Origin of the sequence: Variovorax sp. Varisp41, assembly GCF_047325085.1 — a bacterium.
Lineage (GTDB): Bacteria > Pseudomonadota > Gammaproteobacteria > Burkholderiales > Burkholderiaceae_C > Variovorax.
This window is the reverse complement of sequence record NZ_CP168540.1, coordinates 679,058-696,575: the sequence shown is the minus strand read 5'-3', so window position 1 is coordinate 696,575 and position 17,518 is coordinate 679,058. Positions and strand designations below refer to the sequence as shown.

The 17,518-nt window shown below is 66.8% G+C and carries 19 protein-coding genes; 10 read left to right on the top strand and 9 right to left on the bottom strand.

Features of this window, described 5'->3' with window-relative positions:
* Window positions 1-169: 169 nt before the first annotated feature.
* From ACEN9J_RS03280 to ACEN9J_RS03245, 8 genes are read left to right on the top strand one after another with little or no spacing between them, the layout of a single operon-like run.
* A complete protein-coding gene (locus ACEN9J_RS03280) occupies window positions 170-1,159 on the top strand; it encodes an ABC transporter permease (RefSeq protein WP_413763325.1) in 990 nt (329 codons plus the stop codon).
* Window positions 1,149-2,039 (top strand): ABC transporter permease, encoded by an 891-nt coding sequence (locus tag ACEN9J_RS03275; protein ID WP_413763324.1) that lies wholly within the window; start codon window positions 1,149-1,151, stop codon window positions 2,037-2,039. The genes ACEN9J_RS03280 and ACEN9J_RS03275 overlap by 11 nt, the downstream gene beginning before the upstream one ends.
* On the top strand, window positions 2,036-3,025 hold the full coding sequence (locus tag ACEN9J_RS03270; protein WP_413763323.1) for an ABC transporter ATP-binding protein: 990 nt from the start codon (window positions 2,036-2,038) through the stop codon (window positions 3,023-3,025). Before ACEN9J_RS03275 ends, ACEN9J_RS03270 begins: the two co-directional genes overlap by 4 nt.
* Entirely contained in the window at window positions 3,022-4,053 is a 1,032-nt protein-coding gene (locus ACEN9J_RS03265) for an ABC transporter ATP-binding protein (RefSeq protein WP_413763322.1), read from the top strand. The genes ACEN9J_RS03270 and ACEN9J_RS03265 overlap by 4 nt, the downstream gene beginning before the upstream one ends.
* Window positions 4,050-5,585, top strand: coding sequence for an ABC transporter substrate-binding protein (locus ACEN9J_RS03260; RefSeq protein WP_296725255.1), 1,536 nt, complete (start codon window positions 4,050-4,052; stop codon window positions 5,583-5,585). Before ACEN9J_RS03265 ends, ACEN9J_RS03260 begins: the two co-directional genes overlap by 4 nt.
* Window positions 5,586-5,620: 35 nt before the next feature.
* Entirely contained in the window at window positions 5,621-6,145 is a 525-nt protein-coding gene (locus ACEN9J_RS03255) for a carboxymuconolactone decarboxylase family protein (protein WP_261212786.1), read from the top strand.
* Window positions 6,146-6,194: 49 nt separating this feature from the next.
* Window positions 6,195-7,046, top strand: coding sequence for an SDR family NAD(P)-dependent oxidoreductase (locus ACEN9J_RS03250; RefSeq protein WP_413763321.1), 852 nt, complete (start codon window positions 6,195-6,197; stop codon window positions 7,044-7,046).
* Between the two features lie 16 nt (window positions 7,047-7,062).
* Entirely contained in the window at window positions 7,063-8,046 is a 984-nt protein-coding gene (locus ACEN9J_RS03245; RefSeq protein ID WP_064262298.1) for a Bug family tripartite tricarboxylate transporter substrate binding protein, read from the top strand.
* A gap of 1 nt (window position 8,047) precedes the next feature.
* Here ACEN9J_RS03245 and ACEN9J_RS03240 read toward each other — a convergent pair whose 3' ends face one another.
* Complete coding sequence (locus ACEN9J_RS03240) at window positions 8,048-8,275, bottom strand: hypothetical protein (protein WP_057594459.1); 228 nt, start codon at window positions 8,273-8,275, stop codon at window positions 8,048-8,050.
* Between the two features lie 159 nt (window positions 8,276-8,434).
* Window positions 8,435-8,755 (bottom strand): hypothetical protein, encoded by a 321-nt coding sequence (locus ACEN9J_RS03235; protein ID WP_296725272.1) that lies wholly within the window; start codon window positions 8,753-8,755, stop codon window positions 8,435-8,437.
* 320 nt (window positions 8,756-9,075) lie between these two features.
* On the opposite strand from ACEN9J_RS03235, the gene ACEN9J_RS03230 reads away from it, so the two are divergent.
* Together ACEN9J_RS03230 and ACEN9J_RS03225 are read left to right on the top strand one after the other, a co-directional pair.
* A complete protein-coding gene (locus ACEN9J_RS03230) occupies window positions 9,076-9,312 on the top strand; it encodes a hypothetical protein (protein WP_413763320.1) in 237 nt (78 codons plus the stop codon).
* A 337-nt stretch (window positions 9,313-9,649) separates the two neighbouring features.
* Window positions 9,650-9,973 (top strand): hypothetical protein, encoded by a 324-nt coding sequence (locus ACEN9J_RS03225; RefSeq protein ID WP_413763319.1) that lies wholly within the window; start codon window positions 9,650-9,652, stop codon window positions 9,971-9,973.
* Window positions 9,974-9,975: 2 nt separating this feature from the next.
* Here ACEN9J_RS03225 and ACEN9J_RS03220 read toward each other — a convergent pair whose 3' ends face one another.
* The 7 genes from ACEN9J_RS03220 to ACEN9J_RS03190 all read right to left on the bottom strand — a co-directional run bounded on the left by ACEN9J_RS03220 (window position 9,976) and on the right by ACEN9J_RS03190 (window position 17,517).
* A complete protein-coding gene (locus ACEN9J_RS03220) occupies window positions 9,976-10,476 on the bottom strand; it encodes a DUF2514 family protein (RefSeq protein WP_413763318.1) in 501 nt (166 codons plus the stop codon).
* Window positions 10,477-10,525: 49 nt separating this feature from the next.
* On the bottom strand, window positions 10,526-11,101 hold the full coding sequence (locus tag ACEN9J_RS03215) for a glycoside hydrolase family 19 protein (RefSeq protein WP_413763317.1): 576 nt from the start codon (window positions 11,099-11,101) through the stop codon (window positions 10,526-10,528).
* Window positions 11,101-11,598 carry a hypothetical protein gene (locus tag ACEN9J_RS03210; RefSeq protein WP_413763316.1) on the bottom strand — a complete coding sequence of 166 codons (498 nt, stop codon included), beginning with the start codon at window positions 11,596-11,598 and terminating at the stop codon, window positions 11,101-11,103. The genes ACEN9J_RS03215 and ACEN9J_RS03210 overlap by 1 nt, the downstream gene beginning before the upstream one ends.
* The gene (locus ACEN9J_RS03205; protein ID WP_413763315.1) at window positions 11,582-12,142 is read right to left on the bottom strand and encodes a hypothetical protein; all 561 of its coding nucleotides are present in this window, start codon (window positions 12,140-12,142) and stop codon (window positions 11,582-11,584) included. The genes ACEN9J_RS03210 and ACEN9J_RS03205 overlap by 17 nt, the downstream gene beginning before the upstream one ends.
* Window positions 12,143-12,156: 14 nt before the next feature.
* Entirely contained in the window at window positions 12,157-14,280 is a 2,124-nt protein-coding gene (locus ACEN9J_RS03200; RefSeq protein ID WP_413763314.1) for a hypothetical protein, read from the bottom strand.
* A 61-nt stretch (window positions 14,281-14,341) separates the two neighbouring features.
* Complete coding sequence (locus ACEN9J_RS03195) at window positions 14,342-17,158, bottom strand: host specificity factor TipJ family phage tail protein (RefSeq protein ID WP_413763313.1); 2,817 nt, start codon at window positions 17,156-17,158, stop codon at window positions 14,342-14,344.
* Window positions 17,155-17,517, bottom strand: coding sequence for a hypothetical protein (locus ACEN9J_RS03190; protein ID WP_413763312.1), 363 nt, complete (start codon window positions 17,515-17,517; stop codon window positions 17,155-17,157). The genes ACEN9J_RS03195 and ACEN9J_RS03190 overlap by 4 nt, the downstream gene beginning before the upstream one ends.
* Between the last annotated feature and the right edge of the window lies 1 nt (window position 17,518).

Below are 17,518 nucleotides of genomic sequence, written 5' to 3'. Positions count from 1 at the left end.
TCTCGTCAGAAAGCCATACCTATAATTCTTACGACCGGCGTTCACCGCCGGATTCCGCCGACGAAAACACCGCTCGCGCTTTTTTTTGGCGCCAGCGATGAAACGATTCAGGAGACAAGCCTTGCGCCCCTCAGGCCACGCGCCCCCATGCCCTTCGCCGCGCGCTGCGGTGAAACGATTCATCAAGGCCGCGGGCACCGGGAATCCGGTGCCGGCCCTCGCGCGCCGCGCCGGCCATGTGCTGCTGGTGGTGGCGCTGCTGAGCGTCGCGACCTTCCTGATGCTCGAGCTGCTGCCGGGCAACGTGATCGACGCCATGCTCAGCGACAACGCACGCCCCGAGGAGATCGCGCGGCTGCAGCGCGAGCTCGGCCTCGACCAGCCGATGCACCTGCGCTTCCTCGGCTGGCTCGGCAACGCGCTGCAGGGCGACCTGGGCACCTCGCCGCTGAGCGGCGAAGCGGTGTCGCAGGCGATCGCGCACCGGCTGCCGGTGTCGATCCAGCTGATGCTCCTGGCGCAGCTGATCGCGCTGGCGCTGGCGCTGCCGCTGGGCATCTGGGCCGGCTACCGCGCGGGCGGCACGGCCGACCGCGCGATCTCGAGCGCCGCCTTCGGCGTGCTCGCGGTGCCGCACTTCGTGCTGGGCCTGCTGCTGATCCTGCTGTTCGCGATCTGGCTGCGCTGGTTCCCGGCCACCGGCTACGTGCCCTTCGCGAGCGATCCCCTCGCGAGCCTGCGCTCGCTGGCGCTGCCCGCGCTCACGCTGGCGCTGGTCGAGGCGCCGATCTACCTGCGGCTGCTGCGCAGCGACATCGCCAGCACGCTGCGCGAGGAGTTCATCACCGTCGCGCGCGCCAAGGGGCTCTCGGACTTGCAGATCCTGGTGCGGCATGCGCTGCGGCCCTCCTCCTTCAGCCTGATCACGGTGATGGGCATCAACGTCGGCCACCTGATCGGCGGCGCCGTGATCATCGAGACGCTGTTCGCGCTGCCAGGCGTGGGCCGGCTGCTGATCGAGGCCATCACGAAGCGCGACTTCGTCACCCTGCAGGGCGTGGTGCTGTTCATCGGCGTGGCCTTCGTGCTCGTGAATCTGGCGGTCGACGCGGCCTACGCGCTGCTCGACCCTCGCGTGGGAGAGCGCCATGCACGCTGAATCGCTGCCCGCCGCGCCGGCGCAGGCCGCCGTCGCCGCCGCCGTGCCGAAGCGCCGCATCGGGCTGCGCGGCGTGCTGCGCCTGGGCCTGCCCTGCGCCTGGCTGCTGCTGGTGCTGGGCTGCGCCATCGCGGCCGACTGGCTGCCGCTGCCCTCGCCCACCGACATGGACTTCGCGGCCGCCGAGCAGGGCCCGAGCGCGGCCCACCTGCTGGGGGCGGATCTCGATGGCCGCGACATCCTCTCGCGGCTCGCGCATGGCGCGCGGGTGTCGCTCGCCGTGAGCCTGGTCGCGCCGCTGATCGGGCTGGTGTTCGGCTCGGCGCTGGGCCTGCTCGCGGCCTGGTACGGCGGCCCGCTGCGCACCGCGATCCTCGCGCTGCTCGATGCCATGCTGGCCTTTCCGAGCCTGGTGTTCGCGCTCGGCCTCACGGTGGTGCTCGGGCCCTCGGTGCAGAACGTGACGCTGGCGCTCGGCGTGATGTCGATCCCCGCCTTCGCGCGCATCGCGCGCGCCAACGCGCTGCCGCTGATCGGCCGCGAGTTCGTGCTGGCCGCGCGCACCGCGGGCGCGAGCGACCTGCAGATCATGCTGCGCGAGATCCTGCCGAACATGCGCATGTCGCTCCTGACCTACGCGCTCACCATCATGTCGGTGATGATCGTCGCGGAGGGCTCGCTGAGCTTCCTCGGCGTCGGCGTGCCGCCGCCCACGCCGAGCTGGGGCGGCATGATCGCCGAGGGCCGCGAATCGCTGGAGCGCGTGCCGCATGCGAGCCTGATCCCCGCGGCCGCGATGTTCCTCACCGTGCTGAGCCTGAACCTGCTCGGCGACGGCCTGCGGCAGAGCCGCGGCGGCGGGCGCGGAGGTCTGCGATGAACGACACCCTGCTCCAGGTGAGCCGGCTCGGCGTGCAGTTCCAGACCCCGCGCGGCACGCTGCACGCGCTCGACGACGTCTCGCTCGCGGTGGCGCGCTCGCGCACCCTGGCGATCGTCGGCGAATCGGGCTCGGGCAAGTCGGTGCTCTCGCGTTCGATCCTGCGGCTGCTCGGTCCCGCCGCGACGACCTCGCCCGAAGCGCGAATCCTGTTCGACGGCCGCGACCTGCTGCGGCTGGACCGCGCCGCCATGCAGGCCGTGCGCGGGCGGCGCATCGCGATGGTGTTCCAGGACCCGATGACGGCGCTGAACCCGGTGCGGCCGATCGGCGTGCAACTCGCCGAGGGCATGCGCCAGCACCTGCGGCTCACGCGCCACGAGGCCGAGGCGCGCGCCGTCGCGCTGCTCGCGCAGGTCGGCATCGGCTCGCCCGAGCGCCGCCTGCGGCAGCTGCCGCACGAGCTCTCGGGCGGCATGCGCCAGCGCGTGGTGATCGCGATGGCGATCGCCTGCGAACCCGAACTGCTGATCGCCGACGAACCCACCACCGCGCTCGACGTGACGGTGCAGGCCGAGATCCTCGACCTGCTGCGCCGGCTGCAGCGCGAGCACCGCATGACCATGATCCTCGTCACCCACGACCTCGGCGTGGCGGCCGGCCATGCCGACGACATCGCCGTGATGTACGCGGGCCAGGTCGTCGAGCAGGCACCGACCGCCGCGCTCTTCGACGCGCCGCGCATGCCCTACACGCGCGACCTGCTGCGCTCGATCCCGCGGCTCGACGATCCGCCGCATGCCGCGCTGCACACCATCGGCGGCCGGCCGCCCGCCGTGCACTCGCTCGCCGGCGGCTGCCGCTATACACCGCGCTGCGACCGGCGCAGCGCGCATTGCGAGGCGCTGCGGCCCGCGCTCGAAGCCGTCGATGGGCGCGGCGACCGGGCCTGTCGCTGCTGGCGCCCGCTGGAGCGCGCGGCATGAACGGCATCGATCCATCGACGGCACCGGTGCTCGCGGTGCGGGACCTCGAGGTGGTCTATCCGCTGGCCGGCCGGCAGGCCATGCGCGCCGTCGACCGCGTGGGCTTCGAGATCGCGCACGGCGAGACGCTGGCGCTGGTCGGCGAGTCGGGTTGCGGCAAGTCCTCGGTCGCCAAGGCCGTGATGCAGCTCGCGCCAGTGGCCGGCGGCGCGATCGCGCTCGAAGGCCAGCCGCTCGCGCGGCTCGATGCGCGCGCGCTGCAGCGGCTGCGCCGCCGCTTCCAGATGATCTTCCAGGACCCGATCTCCTCGCTGAACCCGCAGCGCACGGTGCGCGAGATCCTCGAATTCCCGCTGCGCGTGAACGGCCTGTTCGATCCGGTCGCGAGCGCCCGGCGCATCCGCGAGACGCTCGAGATCGTGGGCCTGGACAGCGAGAGCGTGCTCGGGCGCTATCCGCACGAGTTCTCGGGCGGCCAGTGCCAGCGCATCTCGATCGCGCGCGCCCTGATCCTCGAGCCGGTGCTGCTGGTGTGCGACGAGCCGGTGTCGGCGCTCGACGTGTCGGTGCGCGCGCAGGTGCTCAACCTGCTCAATGCGCTGCGCCGCCGGCTCGGCCTGAGCATGCTGTTCATCTCGCACGACCTCGCGGTGGTGCGCAACGTGGCCGACCGCGTGGCCGTGATGTTCCTCGGCGCGATCTGCGAGATCGGCCCCGCGCGGGAGGTGCTCGAGCGTCCGGCCCATCCCTACACCGCGGCGTTGCTGAGCGCGGTGCCGCGCGCCGATCCGGGCCTGCAGCCGCGGCGCATCGCGCTGCGCGGCGAGATGCCCTCGCCGATGGCGCTGCCCGCGGGCTGCCGCTTCCGCACCCGCTGCCCGGGCGCGCAGTCCGCCTGCGCGGCCGCCGCGCCGCCGCTCGCGCGCCTGCCCGACGGGCGGGAGGTCGCGTGCCACTTTCCGTTCTCGGTGGCGGTGCCGCCGCCCGCCGCTGTCGCCCCCCTGGAACCCGAGGAAATCACCGCATGAAGCACTCCGCTCCCGTCTCCCGCATCGCCGCGCTGTGCGCCGCCGGCCTGCTCGGCACCGCCCTGCTCGTCCCCTGCGCCCACGCGCAGAAGAAGGGCGGCACGCTCACGCTCGGCATGGAGGCCGAGTTCAGCGGCTTCAATGCCGCGAAGGCCAAGATCTTCAACCAGAACACCAGCGCGCCGGCCTCCTCGGTGATGGAGACGCTGTTCGTGTTCGAGGGCAAGCAGATCGTGCCGCGGCTGGGCCTGAGCTTCGCCGAGGCGCCCGACCGCCTGAGTGCGACTGTGAAGCTGCGCCCGAAGGTCAGGTTCCACGACGGCACGCCCTTCGACGCCGACGCGGTGGTGGCGCACTACGCCTGGCTGATGGCACCCGAGAGCGGCATCAACCTGTCGATCATCGCGCCAGTCAAGACGGTGGAGAAGGTCGACGACCTGACGGTGCGCTTCGTGCTGAAGCAGCCGTGGTCGGCGCTGCAGTCGGCGCTGGCGTCGGAGAACCTCGTCAACTTCTTCGGCTCGCCGGCCGCGCTCAAGGCCGATCCCGAGGGCTTCCATCGCAAGCCGGTCGGCACCGGGCCCTTCGTGTTCAAGGAATGGCAGGCCGGCGACCGCATCGTGATGGAGCGCAACCCCGATTACTGGGACCCGAAGCTGCCCTACCTCGACCGGCTGGTCTACCGCGTGCTGCCCGACGGCAACACGCGCTACCAGAGCATCAAGTCGGGCCAGGTCGACATCGGCCGCATGGACACCGCGAACCACGTGCTCGACGCAAAGAAGGACCCGCAGCTCAAGGTGCACGAGTACCAGGGCTCGGGCGCGATCTCGTGGAACTTCAATGCCTCGAAGGAGCCCTTCAACGACCAGCGCGTGCGCGCGGCTGTGGTGCATGCCTTCAACAGCAAGGCGATGCTCGACACCTTCTTCCTCGGCACCACGGTCGCCACCACCGACCTGCTGGGCTCGAACTCGGAGTGGCACTGCCCGAAGCTGAACTGGCGCGGCTACGACCTCGCCAAGGCGCGCGCGCTGGTGGCCTCGGTGGGCAAGCCGATCAAGTTCCAGCTGGTGTCGACCAACACGCCCGCGGGCCGGCGCCAGGCCGGCATGGTGCAGCAGTTCGTGAAGGAGGCCGGCATGGAGGCCGAGATCCGGCTCGTCGAGCAGAGCCAGAACGTGCGCGTGGGCCTGAGCGGCGACTACCAGATGGACGTCTGGCGCTTCAGCGACATCGTGGGCGAGCCCGACGTGGCGCTGGCCTATTACTTCGGCGGCGAGAACGGCGCGCCCGTGAGCCGCCACGACACCGCGAAGGTCGACGCGATCCTCGCCAAGGCGCGCGCCGAGACCGACAAGGGCAAGCGCAAGGCCATGTACTGCGAGGTCGCGCAGATCGTGTCGGACGAGGCGTTCCAGCTGATCCCGATCCGCGTCACCTATTACGCGGTGGCGAGCCCCAAGGTCCGGGACGTGCCGCCGATGCTCAACAGCGTGATCCGCACGCGCGCGATCTGGCTCGACCGCTGAGCCGCTCCATTCCTCCAACCACCAACGGACACACCATGGCCCGCATCCCCTACTTCGACCTCGCGCAGGCACCCGACTCCTACACCCGGCTGATCGCCTCGCGCCCGCCGCTCAACCTCTACCGCATGCTGCCGCACGCGGGCAAGGCGGCCGAGGGCTTCCTCGCGCTGGGCGGCGCGATCCTGCGCGACAACCGGATCGACGCGAAGCTGCGCGAGATCGCGATCCTGCGCGTGGGCATCCTCAGTGGCGCGAGCTACGAGGTGCACCAGCACAAGCGCGTGGCGCGCCGCGTCGGCCTGGCCGAGGACAAGATCGCCGCGCTCGAGAAAGGCGCCGACACCGCCGCGCTCGACGAGACCGAACGCATGGTGCTGGCCTACACCGACCAGGTGCTGCTGCACGTGAAGGCGCCCGACGCGATGTTCGAGGCGCTGTGCGAACGGCTCACGCCCGGCGGAGTCGCCGAGCTCACGCTGGTGATCGGCTTCTACATGCTGGTGAGCCGCTTCCTCGAGAACTTCGAGGTCGACATCGAGCCGCCCGGCACGGTCGAGTGAACGGCCGCCCTTCCCGCCCTTTCCCCGAACAACTTCTTCCTTCAGCACCATGAACCTCGCTCCCCAGGAACTCGACCCCGGCCTCCAGATGCACGACGAAACGCTGGGCCGCTCGCCGGGCCGCGGCCGCCTGCAGGGCCGCCGCGTGCTCGTGATCGGCGCCGGCCAGCGCGACATCCCCGAGGAACAGCCGCCCGTGGGCAACGGCCGCGCGATCTCGCTGCTGTTCGCGCGCGAGGGCGCGAGCCTGGCCTGCGTCGACATGTCGCGGCCCGCGGTCGAGCAGACCTGCGCGCTGGTCGAGCGCGAGGGCGGCCGGGCCTTCGCCGAGGTCGCCGACGTGCGCGATGCCGCGGCCATCGCGCCGCTGGTGCGGCGCTGCGCCGAGCGCCTGGGCGGGCTCGACGGGCTGGTGCTCAACGTCGGCATCTCGCGCGCCCTGCCGCTGGACCGCCAGACGGCGGCCGACTGGGACGAGGAGTACGCCGTCAACGTGCGCAGCCACATGCTGTTCAGCCAGGCGGCGCTCGAGCTCATGGCGCCGGGCTCGGCCATCGTGCTGATGTCCTCGCTGGCCGCGGTGCGCAACAGCGGGCGCAACCCGGCCTACGAATCCTCGAAGGCCGCACAGGTGGCGCTGGCGCGCGCCATCGCGGTGGCCGGCGAGCCGCGCGGCATCCGCTGCAATGCGCTGCTGCCGGGCCTGATGGACACGCCCATGGGCCGCGACGCCTCGCGCCGGCGGCCGGCCCGCGCGGCGGCCGTGCCCTTCGGCCGCCAGGGCACGGGCTGGGAGGTGGCCTACGGCTGCCTCTACCTGATCTCGAACGAATCGAGCTACGTCAACGCGCACGCGCTGATGGTCGACGGCGGGCTGGGCGTGGGCGTGGCCCGCGCCTGAGCGGGGAGACCTCCTCATGAACGCAGACGCCTCGCGCCGCGGCGCGCTCCTGGCCCTGCTGGCGGCGGCGCTCCCGCTGCCGGCCAGCGCCCAGGCCGACAGCTTCCCCACGCGCCCGATCAAGCTGGTGGCCGGCTTCACGCCCGGCGGCGCCACCGACATTACGGCACGGCTGCTCGCCAACCAGATGGGCAGGATCCTCGGCCAGCCGGTGGTGGTCGAGAACAAGCCCGGTGCCTCGGGCAACATCGGCGCCGAGTTCGTCGCGCGCGCGCCGGCCGACGGCTACACGATCATGTACACCACGAGCACGGTGCACGGCATCAACCCGAACCTGTTCGCGCGCCTGCCCTACGACCCGGTGAAGGACTTCGCGCCGATCATGCGCGTGGGCAAGACCACCATGGTGCTGATCGCGAACAACGACTTTCCCGCGAAGACCGTCGGCGAGCTGATCGCGCAGGCCAGGGCCAGGCCCGGGCGCGTGGCCTATGCGAGCGCCGGGCCGGGCAGCACCTTCCACCTGACCACCGCGCTGTTCGCCCATCGCGCGCAGGTCGAGCTGCTGCACGTGCCGTACAAGGGCAGCGGGCCCGCGCTGTCGAACCTGATGTCGGGCGACGTGCAGGTGATGTTCGACAACATCTCCTCCTCGCAGTCGCTGATCAGGGCCGGCAAGGTGCGGCCGATCGCGGTGGCGGCCACGGCGCGCTCGGCGGTGCTGCCCGAGGTGCCGACCATCGCCGAGTCGGGCCTGCCGGGCTTCGGCATCTATTCGTGGGGCGGCCTGGTGGCGCCGGCCCATACGCCGCGCGAGGTGATCCGCAGGCTCAACGAGGCCGCGAACAAGGCGCTGCAGACCGAGGAGGTGCGTCAGGCGATGCGCGACAACGCGAGCGAACCGCAGGGCGGGACGCCCGAGGAGTTCGCGGCCTTCATCCGCAGCGAGATGGCGTTCTGGGGCGACGCGGTGAAGCTGACCGGCGCGAAGGCGGACTGATTCAGTCGGCGCTGCAGTTCCAGGCGCGCACGAACTGGACCGCCTTGGCCTGGGCGCGCTGGAAGGCGATGTCCCAGGTCGGCTGCTCGGAAATCACCAGGGCGCAGCGTGGAACGCCGTCCAGGAAGATCTCGGCCACGCCGGCGCAGGAGCCGTCGGCATTCATCGTGGGTTCGAAGGCGCCGGTCCAGTGATCCGGCAGTTCGAGAACGAGGGAGGGAGCGTGCATGTGCGCTCCATCTTAGGACTCAGGCTCGAAATCGACAACAAAAGTTAACATTCTTGCCGGAACAAAATCACGTTTTCTGCGCAAAAGCAGAAATGATTTGCTGGCAATTCGGCAATGTTTCGACTGGATTTGGGCCAGCCTGCCCGCTGTCGTTCCGGCTCAGGGCCGCGGCAGGCTCGAGAGAAAGGTCGAGACGAACAGCGATGCGGCCCGCCCGACCTCGAGCACCTCCGACAGATCGAAACGCTGCGGCGTGGCGCCGCTGTCGTCGCCCGCATGCCGCACCTCGATCAGCACCTCGCTCGCGAGCTCGCGGTCGCCGCGGGCTTTTCCGTCGGGCATCAGCCAGGTATCGAGCATTTCCGGCGGAATCCGGCGAAAGATGGCGACCGCCGGCACGTAGCGGAAACATCGCTCCTCGGCCGTGGCGATGGGCATGCTGACGCGACAGGCGAAGCTGTCCTGCAATGTGTTTGTCACTCCCTGTACCTTTTTTGTGTGACGAGTTACGTAAGTTAATTCCTCCCTGCATGGGTAGGAAGAATCGAGTTACGTTTTGCATGGACGGTTTGTGAATAACACACGCTTGCGGATTCACAGTTCACGGTTTCACGTCCTCATTGCCGTCGTCGATGGCTTTCAGGCCGACGCAGTTCACAAGGCTTGACCGCGCGACGCTAAGGTTTTGACCTTCGTGACGCGCACGACTCCGCCTACAACCAAAGACATCAGGTAACTGACGGCAACCTTTGTTAAATCACCCGACCATCGCTCCAGCCCATCGACAACAGGAGGTACTGATGAGCTTCAAGGAGATCAACGACCGTTTCGGCCTGCAGTTCCAGCGCGGCAGCCGCGTGTTCTGCGATGGACGCCTGGGCACCATCACCGGCGCGACCCATTCGCACATCCGCGTGCGCTTCGACGGCCGCCAGAACGGCGCGCCCTGCGATCCGCTGGAAGTGCGGCTGGTGGACACGATGCCGGCGGGCGTGCCTGCCATGCCCGAGTCGCAGGTGTCGGTGCACGGGCCGTAGGCGAAACGATCGGGCGGCCATGCAATGCCGCCGCCATGCTGTCAGGCCGCGAAGGAACGAAAAGAAGGAAGCGCCACCCAGAGCGCATTCCGAGCGGCCAAGAAAAAAGCCCAGAAGCAGCGATGCTTCTGGGCTTTTCCGTCCTTGGACTTGCGTCCTCGGCACGGGTCTTGGCGGAACCGGAGGGAGTGATTTTCCCAATGGAATCAACGCTCAGCGGCATCAATGCCATTTTCCGTGCCATGGGATCGCCGGCCCTGCATAGCACTCAGGGACTCGAAACCTCTTTGGCGAACAACTGTATGCTTACCCAGTGTTCTACGCAGTTGTCACCCCCTTGCTCGCCGAAGATGGCGAGCGCGTCCCGCCAAACCAACGCCCGCAGCCGATGCGCGGCATGGTCGTGTTCGGCGAGATGAATCGCATGCACGAGTCTGAGCCCTATGCCGCGGTCGCTGACCTCTGGGAGGCCTACGGCACTGCCAGGATGCGCAGCATGCTCCACATGTCCGCGCCGACCATCCTCCCGAACGGGAAGGCGCCGGGCATGCTGATCTCGGGCATCCAGCGCGAGTGCTGGCACGACGAGGGGAAGCTGCGAATCAAGGAGCACCGCCAAGTTTGGCAGGTCATCCCTACGCAGCGCGATGGCTACGAGTAGCCCTACTTCGCCGTCAGCGCGTCCCAGGATCTCTCGCAGGCGACGCCGGCGATCCGGAGCCGGTCAGCGTATTCCGCCAACTCTCCCGCTCGTTTGTCAGCCCGGCCAAGCACGTCAACGAGCAGCCCAAGGGGGTCGGCACCAGGCTGGCCCGGGCCTGCGGTGGCAGTGCAGGAACCCGCGCGGGCTCGATGGGCGGCGCCAGCGGCAGCTTCGCGCAGGCCGTCAGCAGCAGCGCGAGCACCGCGCAGGTCATCTTCCAGGGATGTGATCCGGGCTTGGGCATCTTCGACTTCCTTCGTGACGGCCGCGGCGCGGCGCTGTTCCTCCATGCGCTGGGCTTTGTCGGCCAGGATGCGGGCCTCCTGCTGCGCCAGCTTGTAGGCGTCGAACTCCCCGCGCAGCGACGCGCGGCCGGCGCGATAGAGGAAAAATCCAGCCAGGGCCAGAGCGATCGCCACTGCGGCGGCGATCCACACTTTCGGGTTCAAGAACGCAGCCATGGGGACCTCGCAGACGTGTGGCCCTCGCCTCCGCACAGGCAGCACCACTTCATGCGAGCCCCAGCGCCTTGCGCGCGGCCTCGCAGAGCGCCAGGCGGTCCGCCCAGCCGTTCGAGTCACCCACCGCCGGGGTGGCGCGGCCACGATTGATGATGTCGCAGACGTGATCGAAGTTGCCCAGGTCGGACACAGCGTTCAGGCCGCGCATGTCCCAGTAGTCGCATGCGGACAGAGCCGCCCATTGCGTCTCGGCCAGCTTCTCGGGCTCGGCGACGAAGTCCGGCACGTCAGGGAATCGAGCGCGCAGCCGATCGCGCACTGCGGCGTGGTTCGCGCGGCCGGTGACCTGTATCAGGCCGTGGCCGCGGAAGCGCTTCCCGTCGCCGGGCTGGGTGTTCCCGAGGTCCGCCCTGCCCTCGTACCGGGTCTGCGCTGGCGTGGGGCCCCAGAGCTCGGTTGTGTACTCGAGGCGGCCGGACTCGTGCCCGACGTTGGGCAGGAACATGATCTGCCGCATCGGCGTGTCGATGCCGTAGAAAGCCATTCCGGCCGACAGTGCGCCAGCGAACAAGCGGGCGCGCTCGAGCCGCGCGCCGGTGCAGCGCGCAAGAAGGGTCGCATCCATCATTTTTCTCCGAGAGGCGCGGCCACCGACGGCGGCGGGTCAAGAGGCGCACCGCCACGCAGCCTGCTGCTCGCATTGGCGATGGCATCGGAAGCGAAGCGGTCAAGCACGCCGAGCCACCGGCCGCGCGAGAAGCCGGCCCAGAGGATCAGCAGCACCCGCAGGTCGTGGACGATGGCGGGGAGCTTGAGGAAGTCCCCCATAGCGCCGGCCGCGGCGTTGTAGCCCTGGATCGCGAGGTACATTGCGGCGCCGCCGATCAGCGCCACCACGAGGTCCTTCAGCAGCAGCGCCTTCACGTTGCCCACCAGCGCGCGCTCGGACACCAGCGTGAAGATGGTGCGCGCGGCCCCGCCAAGCAGGCCGGCCGAGGCCGCGAAGATCAGCGACAGCCAGTCGTAGGCGATCACGTCTTGGGCGAACGACGTGCTGGCGTGGCTGAGGGCCGTGTAGCAGACGATCCAAAGGTAGATGGCCACGTTAACGGGACGCTGCATCAAAGTTCTCCCTCATTTGTTGTGCGTTGACTGAGAAGGCGAAGATCCCGCCGATGAAAAGCGACACCATTGCCCGGATGCCATAGGCCCACTCGAGGCCGCCAACATCGAGGCGCACGGCGCGATTCGCGAGAACCATCCATGTGCAGGCAGCAACGATCGCGGCCCATGCCGCGGCCGTGCGAAAGCACTTCCGGTGCAGGATGTCGGGCTTGAAGATCAGCGTGAACAGGTGGGGCAGCGCCGCGACGAACGCCAGGCCAAAGGCACCCACAACGCACCACCTCGAGTACGCGATGGAGCTCACTCGGCTGATCAGCGCGTCAGGCACGAAGAAGATGTAGAAGATCGGCTCGGCCAGCAGCAGCAGGAACGCAGCCGTGATGAACGATGCCTGCAGCCGGACCTCTGCTCGATCTTGGTTGCGCGGCAGGCTTGGCGCCCACGCAACGTAGTCCCGAAGGTTCTCGACGTACACCAGCATCGCAGTGCCCAGGAAGCTCTGGGCGATGCCGTCCCAGAGCCGAGCCATCAGCTTTCGCATGTGCACCCCTCCTCTCATCGCCACAGGTGAGACCGTTCGATCTCGTAGTGCACGATGCCACCTCCCATCGGGTTCGGATGAGCGTCATCCTTGAACAGCGGGTTGGTCCCGTCGACCGCATATTCATCAGGGTTGTCGGCATCCCCGAAAGCCGGCTGCAGGTCGAGAAACGCCGCTTTGCTGACCACCATTTGCGCCCGCAGAGCCTTGGCGTAGTCCGACATCGCTGTCAAGTACCCGCCCGGGTTCTCTGGTGGCACGGTGAACATGAGGTCGATCGCCGGGTTCACGGTCCGCAACTCCGAGAACAGCGTGCCGACGTGGGCTGCAGCCGTGGCAGGCACGGCGCCCGCTGCCTGATCGTTGGTCATCAGAAGGCAATGCGCGGTCGTCAGGTTGAGCGCTCCCGCGCCCGCTCGGTACTGCGCGCCCATCGCCGAGGCCCAGTCGGCGGCCGTCGATCCGCTGCTGCCGAGCTTGTGGATGACGATGCCCGACGTGGCGCTCTGGAAGTCAGCTCCGCACAGGATGACCGACCCCGACACGACCTCAATGTCGAGCGTGATCGACCGAATTGCTGCCGCATTGAGCGCTCCCGTCGGGAACCCGGTCAGGTCTCGCGTCTGCTGGGCCCCGACGCCGCCTTGAACATTGGTGTTCGCCGACCAGGCGCCGCCGTTCCATCGCCACCGGATCACACCATTGGCCGTTCCTGTGAAGTGAAGCTTGACTGCGGACAGCGCCGGATGCGTTGCCCCGTCCTTGCTCGCAATCTTGAGCACTGCGCCTGGCGTCGAGGAGCGAGCATCGGAAAGGTTCGGGCTCGTGGAGCCTTCGTGGTAGTTGCTGGTCCAGCCCGTGACCGGAGCGTCCTGAAAGTACAGACCGCGAGCGTCCATGCCCATTTCCTGAACGCTCGGCGTGAAGCCGAACCCGAGCCATCCGACCCCACCATCCCCCAGCTTCGCGACCATCGATTCGGCATAGTGACGCAGGAAATACTCTCGCTCCCACGTCCAGCTATCGCCGAAGAACCCCTCTATGATTCGCAGCCCAGCCTCGGGCACAGGCAGCATGCAACGCGCGGCGATGGAACGGAACACGCGCAGCCGTCCGAGATTTGCGGTGGGCTGCATTGCCTGATCGATGCGCTTGTCCTGCTCCGCCGTCTTGAGCTTGAGAAACAAGGCATCCGACACCGTGGGCTTGGCCGGACCATCGAGAACATCTCCCTTGTATGCCCAGCACGCGGCGAGCTGCAGCACCTTGTCAGCAGTGACGGTGTAGGGATAGACAGCAATGCGATAGGTGTTGGTCGGAAGCACGAAGGACTTGCGCACCACTCGTGCCTGCGAATCCGAGTTGTATTCGACCTCTTCCTGCCCATCTCCCAGAAAATTCCCGTTCACATCGACGGCACGGAATGCGAAGGTGACAAGGGCTCCAGAATCCGCGTAGATCTCGCCGCAGACTGTCACACGGTCGCCCGGGGCAGAGCCAAACTCATCGGGATAGAGGAACGGACCTCCGACGTGATTCCCCCCCGAGTTCGCAGCCAGGCGCATGGCTCGGCTCCCTGGATAGAGAGCATTCGGCACAAGCGAAAGATAGGACGGCGAAGAACTGGTGAGCATGAACCAGCGCTGCCGGCCGTCGACCACGCTGAGAATTTCTTCGTTCCGGAAGAACGTGTCGACCCAACCACTCAGAACACCCGTCCACGACGGATCGAAAGACTCATCACCGACTGCCGGCAAGGTGTAGAGCGACTCCCGAACTAGAGTCCCGGAACGATTGACCCAGAATCCGTTGTTGCCTCCATCCTGGGTGACGTATACCCCCTTGTTGAGGGGAATTTCGCTTGCCGCCAAGGCTGCATCGGCAAGCGCCTTCGTCGTGAAGCTGCCGACGGATTCGGCAGCAGCGACCGCGCCCGACTCTGCCGCCTCCGCTCCCGCCTGAGCGGCCAGCGCGGACGGCAAGATGCCCTCTTCGCCAATGTAGGCTTCCACCCCCGCCAATGTCGTGCGCGTGCGGCCCAGCCGATCAACTGCGGTTCGTTCGGTCGACGTGGTGAACAGGTCGATGAAGTCGGTGTTCTGCTCGGCCTTGTTGAGGTCATCGATGCTGAGTGCCATGGCTTTCCTTCGGGCAAAAGAAAAGGCGCCTCAAGGGCGCCTTCGTCAGGGGTGATGGGTTTCAGTTGATGACCGAGTCGCGCGGTGGAATCGGCTGGCTATCGGCCGCGTAGTAGTTGTCGCTGTAGTTCACGGCAGTGATGTCGACGTAGTCGTCATCTGCTGGGGATAGCTCTTGCACAAGGTACGCCTGGGCGGCGCGTGTGTCATCGCTCGCGATAGAGAAGATCGTTCGTATGCCGTCAAGGCCCTCTTGTGTGACAAGCGCCTCTGCCGGCACGCTCTGCAGCAGCACCTTGTTGGGCTCACCGACCACCTCTGTGACGTTGATGCTCTGCACAGTGCCGTCACGTTTCATGAGCACGATGCTGTGGTTGACCGCCGGCGTGAATTCAACGTCGCAGCTGAGCGTCAGCACCATGCCGGCCTGCCCCACCACTTCGCCGTCGAAGGACTTGAAGCGAGTGTTGTCCACGATGGCAATGCGCGAGTTCGGCAGCAGAGCTCGAGCGTCGGTCGTCGTCGTGGTCTTCACCGTGATCCGCTGGCCCCTGATCTTGGAGTACTCGCGGTTCGCACGGAGCCAGGCCTGTGCGAAGTTGCGAATCCCAGGGATCTCGAACTTCTTCAGCTTCGTGTAGTTGCCATCGAGCGGCAGAATGATCGATTCGGCCTGTAGCGTGTCCGGGTCCTGGTAGACGAACTCCACGCCGTCGTAGTCGGCATCATTTGCGAAGGTGCGCGCGAAGGTTTCGGCGTTGGGCTTCTTGTTTCGGTGGGTGAAGATGGCGACGTTGGCATTCTGCGCGCGGTCGAATGACAGCCTGATTTTTCCGTTCTGCCGATACGCCTCGCAAAAACCCGCGTTGGCGATCATGTCGATCGTTTCCTCAAGGCTGGTGTTGTCCGAGTCCAGCGTGAAATTGAAGGTCGGCGCTGCCGGATTCATCGCATATGCGAGATCGACCTGCCCCGACATCTGCACCATGTCGAGCTCGGCCAGTTGACGGTTCCCGATCTTCGCGTCCAAACAAACGGCGCCAATTACATCGTGGATGAAGCTGGTTCCTTCGATAGTTCCCGACACGTGGCGCCCCTCGGCATCGAACGATCCCGAAAAGCTACTTGTGCCTGAGTTCCAACGCGGGATCAGCCGCGTCGCAATGCAGTTCAACTGACGATTGCGCACCGAAGTGGCCCGCTGAGTCGCGCGTGTGACGGTATGGATCGTCGTCTTGTTGCCGAAATGGGCCTTGTTGACCGGCGACACGCTGTAGAGGTCGGCCCACTTGATTTCGTCGATCAGCGTCCCGGGATAGTCGTAAAGGTAGGGTGTCGTGCGACGCATGCGCACGCGAGCGGGGCCGGTCCAGCCGGTCACGCGCTCCACCGTCTCGCCCAACAGGTCCGACACAGCCCCGCCGATGACGCTGATCACTGTCTCGATGTTGCCAGTCGGGTTGAGCGAACCGTCCAGTTGCTCGATCTGAATCTCGAACTGCACTGCAACCGGTGACTTGCCACCGGCATCCGCGTACAGCCCCTGCGGCGCGATGACGTTGATCCAGACCTGGGTGCGGTCGAGTTCGCGCAGCGTGATCCAGTCGGTCCAGTCACTCAGCCCATTCGCAACCGACGCATTCACGAAGGTGTTGCCGGTGATGTCGAGCTCGTAGGCGAACACAGTACCGCTCAGCACCACCGATCCGTCTTTGACTTCGATGATGGTGCGCGTGCCCGAGAATGAGCTCAGGTCCGGGATCGCCACAACTGTGACGAGATTTGGAGTGGTGCGCGTCTCGTCGGCCTGACTGCCCGAGGTGACGGTGATCGTGTGATCGTCGATCTTCGTCGCAACCGTGAACGTGCCGTTGTTCTGCGGGCTGAACCACCCCGAAAACGTGACTTGGTCACCAGGCCGCACGCCGACGAACATCGTGGGCACGACGCCCAGGTCGATGTATTTGCGGTCGGCGCCAACGCATTCGGCCTCCTGACTCGCCGTGTAAGACATGTCGAAAGGCGAGATGGTGATGGTCTGGCCGACCTCCGCCACCGCGTTGAAGTTCGGCTTTTTCTCTTTCTGCTCGAGCACGTCGTTGCCGCCGTAGCCTGGCGCACTGCCGGGGATGAACTTGTATCGAGCCGCGGCGGAAAGCTGTATCTGGTTGAAGGCCTTGAGCGTGAAGCCGTCAGTCTCGACCGAGCGGCGCACGCTCACGATGTTGTCGATGATGGGATCGCCGATCAGCAGCTTCGGGGCGTCGCCGCTGTTCGGGCTGGTAAAGGGCCAGTACACGGCCGCACTCGAACCAGTAACGGACGAGATGAAGGTCTCTCCATCCTTCACGTCGCTGACGTTGATGTACCCACGGCTGATGCAGTAGTAACCGTACTCCACCTGTCGGCTGCCGACATACTTGGTGTAAGTGGTCATCATCAGCGACGGGATCGCCTTCACCGTACCGAAGATGTCCTCGACGCGCTGCAGTAGTCGGACTTGGTTCTCGCGCGATCCAAGCTGATTGTTCGGGCTCTGACTCGTGCGGTTCACGTTGGACGGCATCCGCGGGTCTGGCGCGAAGATGCGAGAAACGGCTGTCAATGCCACGCTGACCAGCAGGTTCTGCCCGATTGCGATGAGCGTCGCGGTCTCGCCTGGACTCTCAAGCACCGTGTACTCGAAAGCCCTAGCGTTGACGATGGCCAGCACGTCGTGGCTGATCTCCGACTCTTCGCTGGGTTGCCCCTCGTAGATGTGGACTGTCTTGGTACGAGCCGGCCCGTAGTAGTCGAGGAGCCAGCGGCCCAGGCTTTCGACTTCGAAGACCTTCGGCGCCACCGCCGCGAACGGCTGATCGTAGAGGCTGATCCTCACTGGCGGCTCCAGAACTGCATGAGCGGATAGGTGTCTTTGAGGCTCGCCATGTCTTGGTACAAGTTGCCGTCGGCCAGGGCGTGCAACACGCTGCCCTCGAAGTAGATGCCGCAGTGGTGAAGCCCGAGCGACTGCGACTTGCCCATCAACACGAGGCAGAACTCCTCGGGTTCCTCGATCTGCTCAAAGCCGTGCTGCCCCTTGTGCAAGGTCAAACGAAAGAGCGATGCGATGGCCCTCACGGACCGGTCGATGGTCCTGAACTCTTCGACGCCCTCACCTCGCTCTGTGGCGTACACGTCGGCCACAAGCTGCCAGCACGGCGGGTTCTCGTACTGCTTCTCCAGGTACGTGTTCACG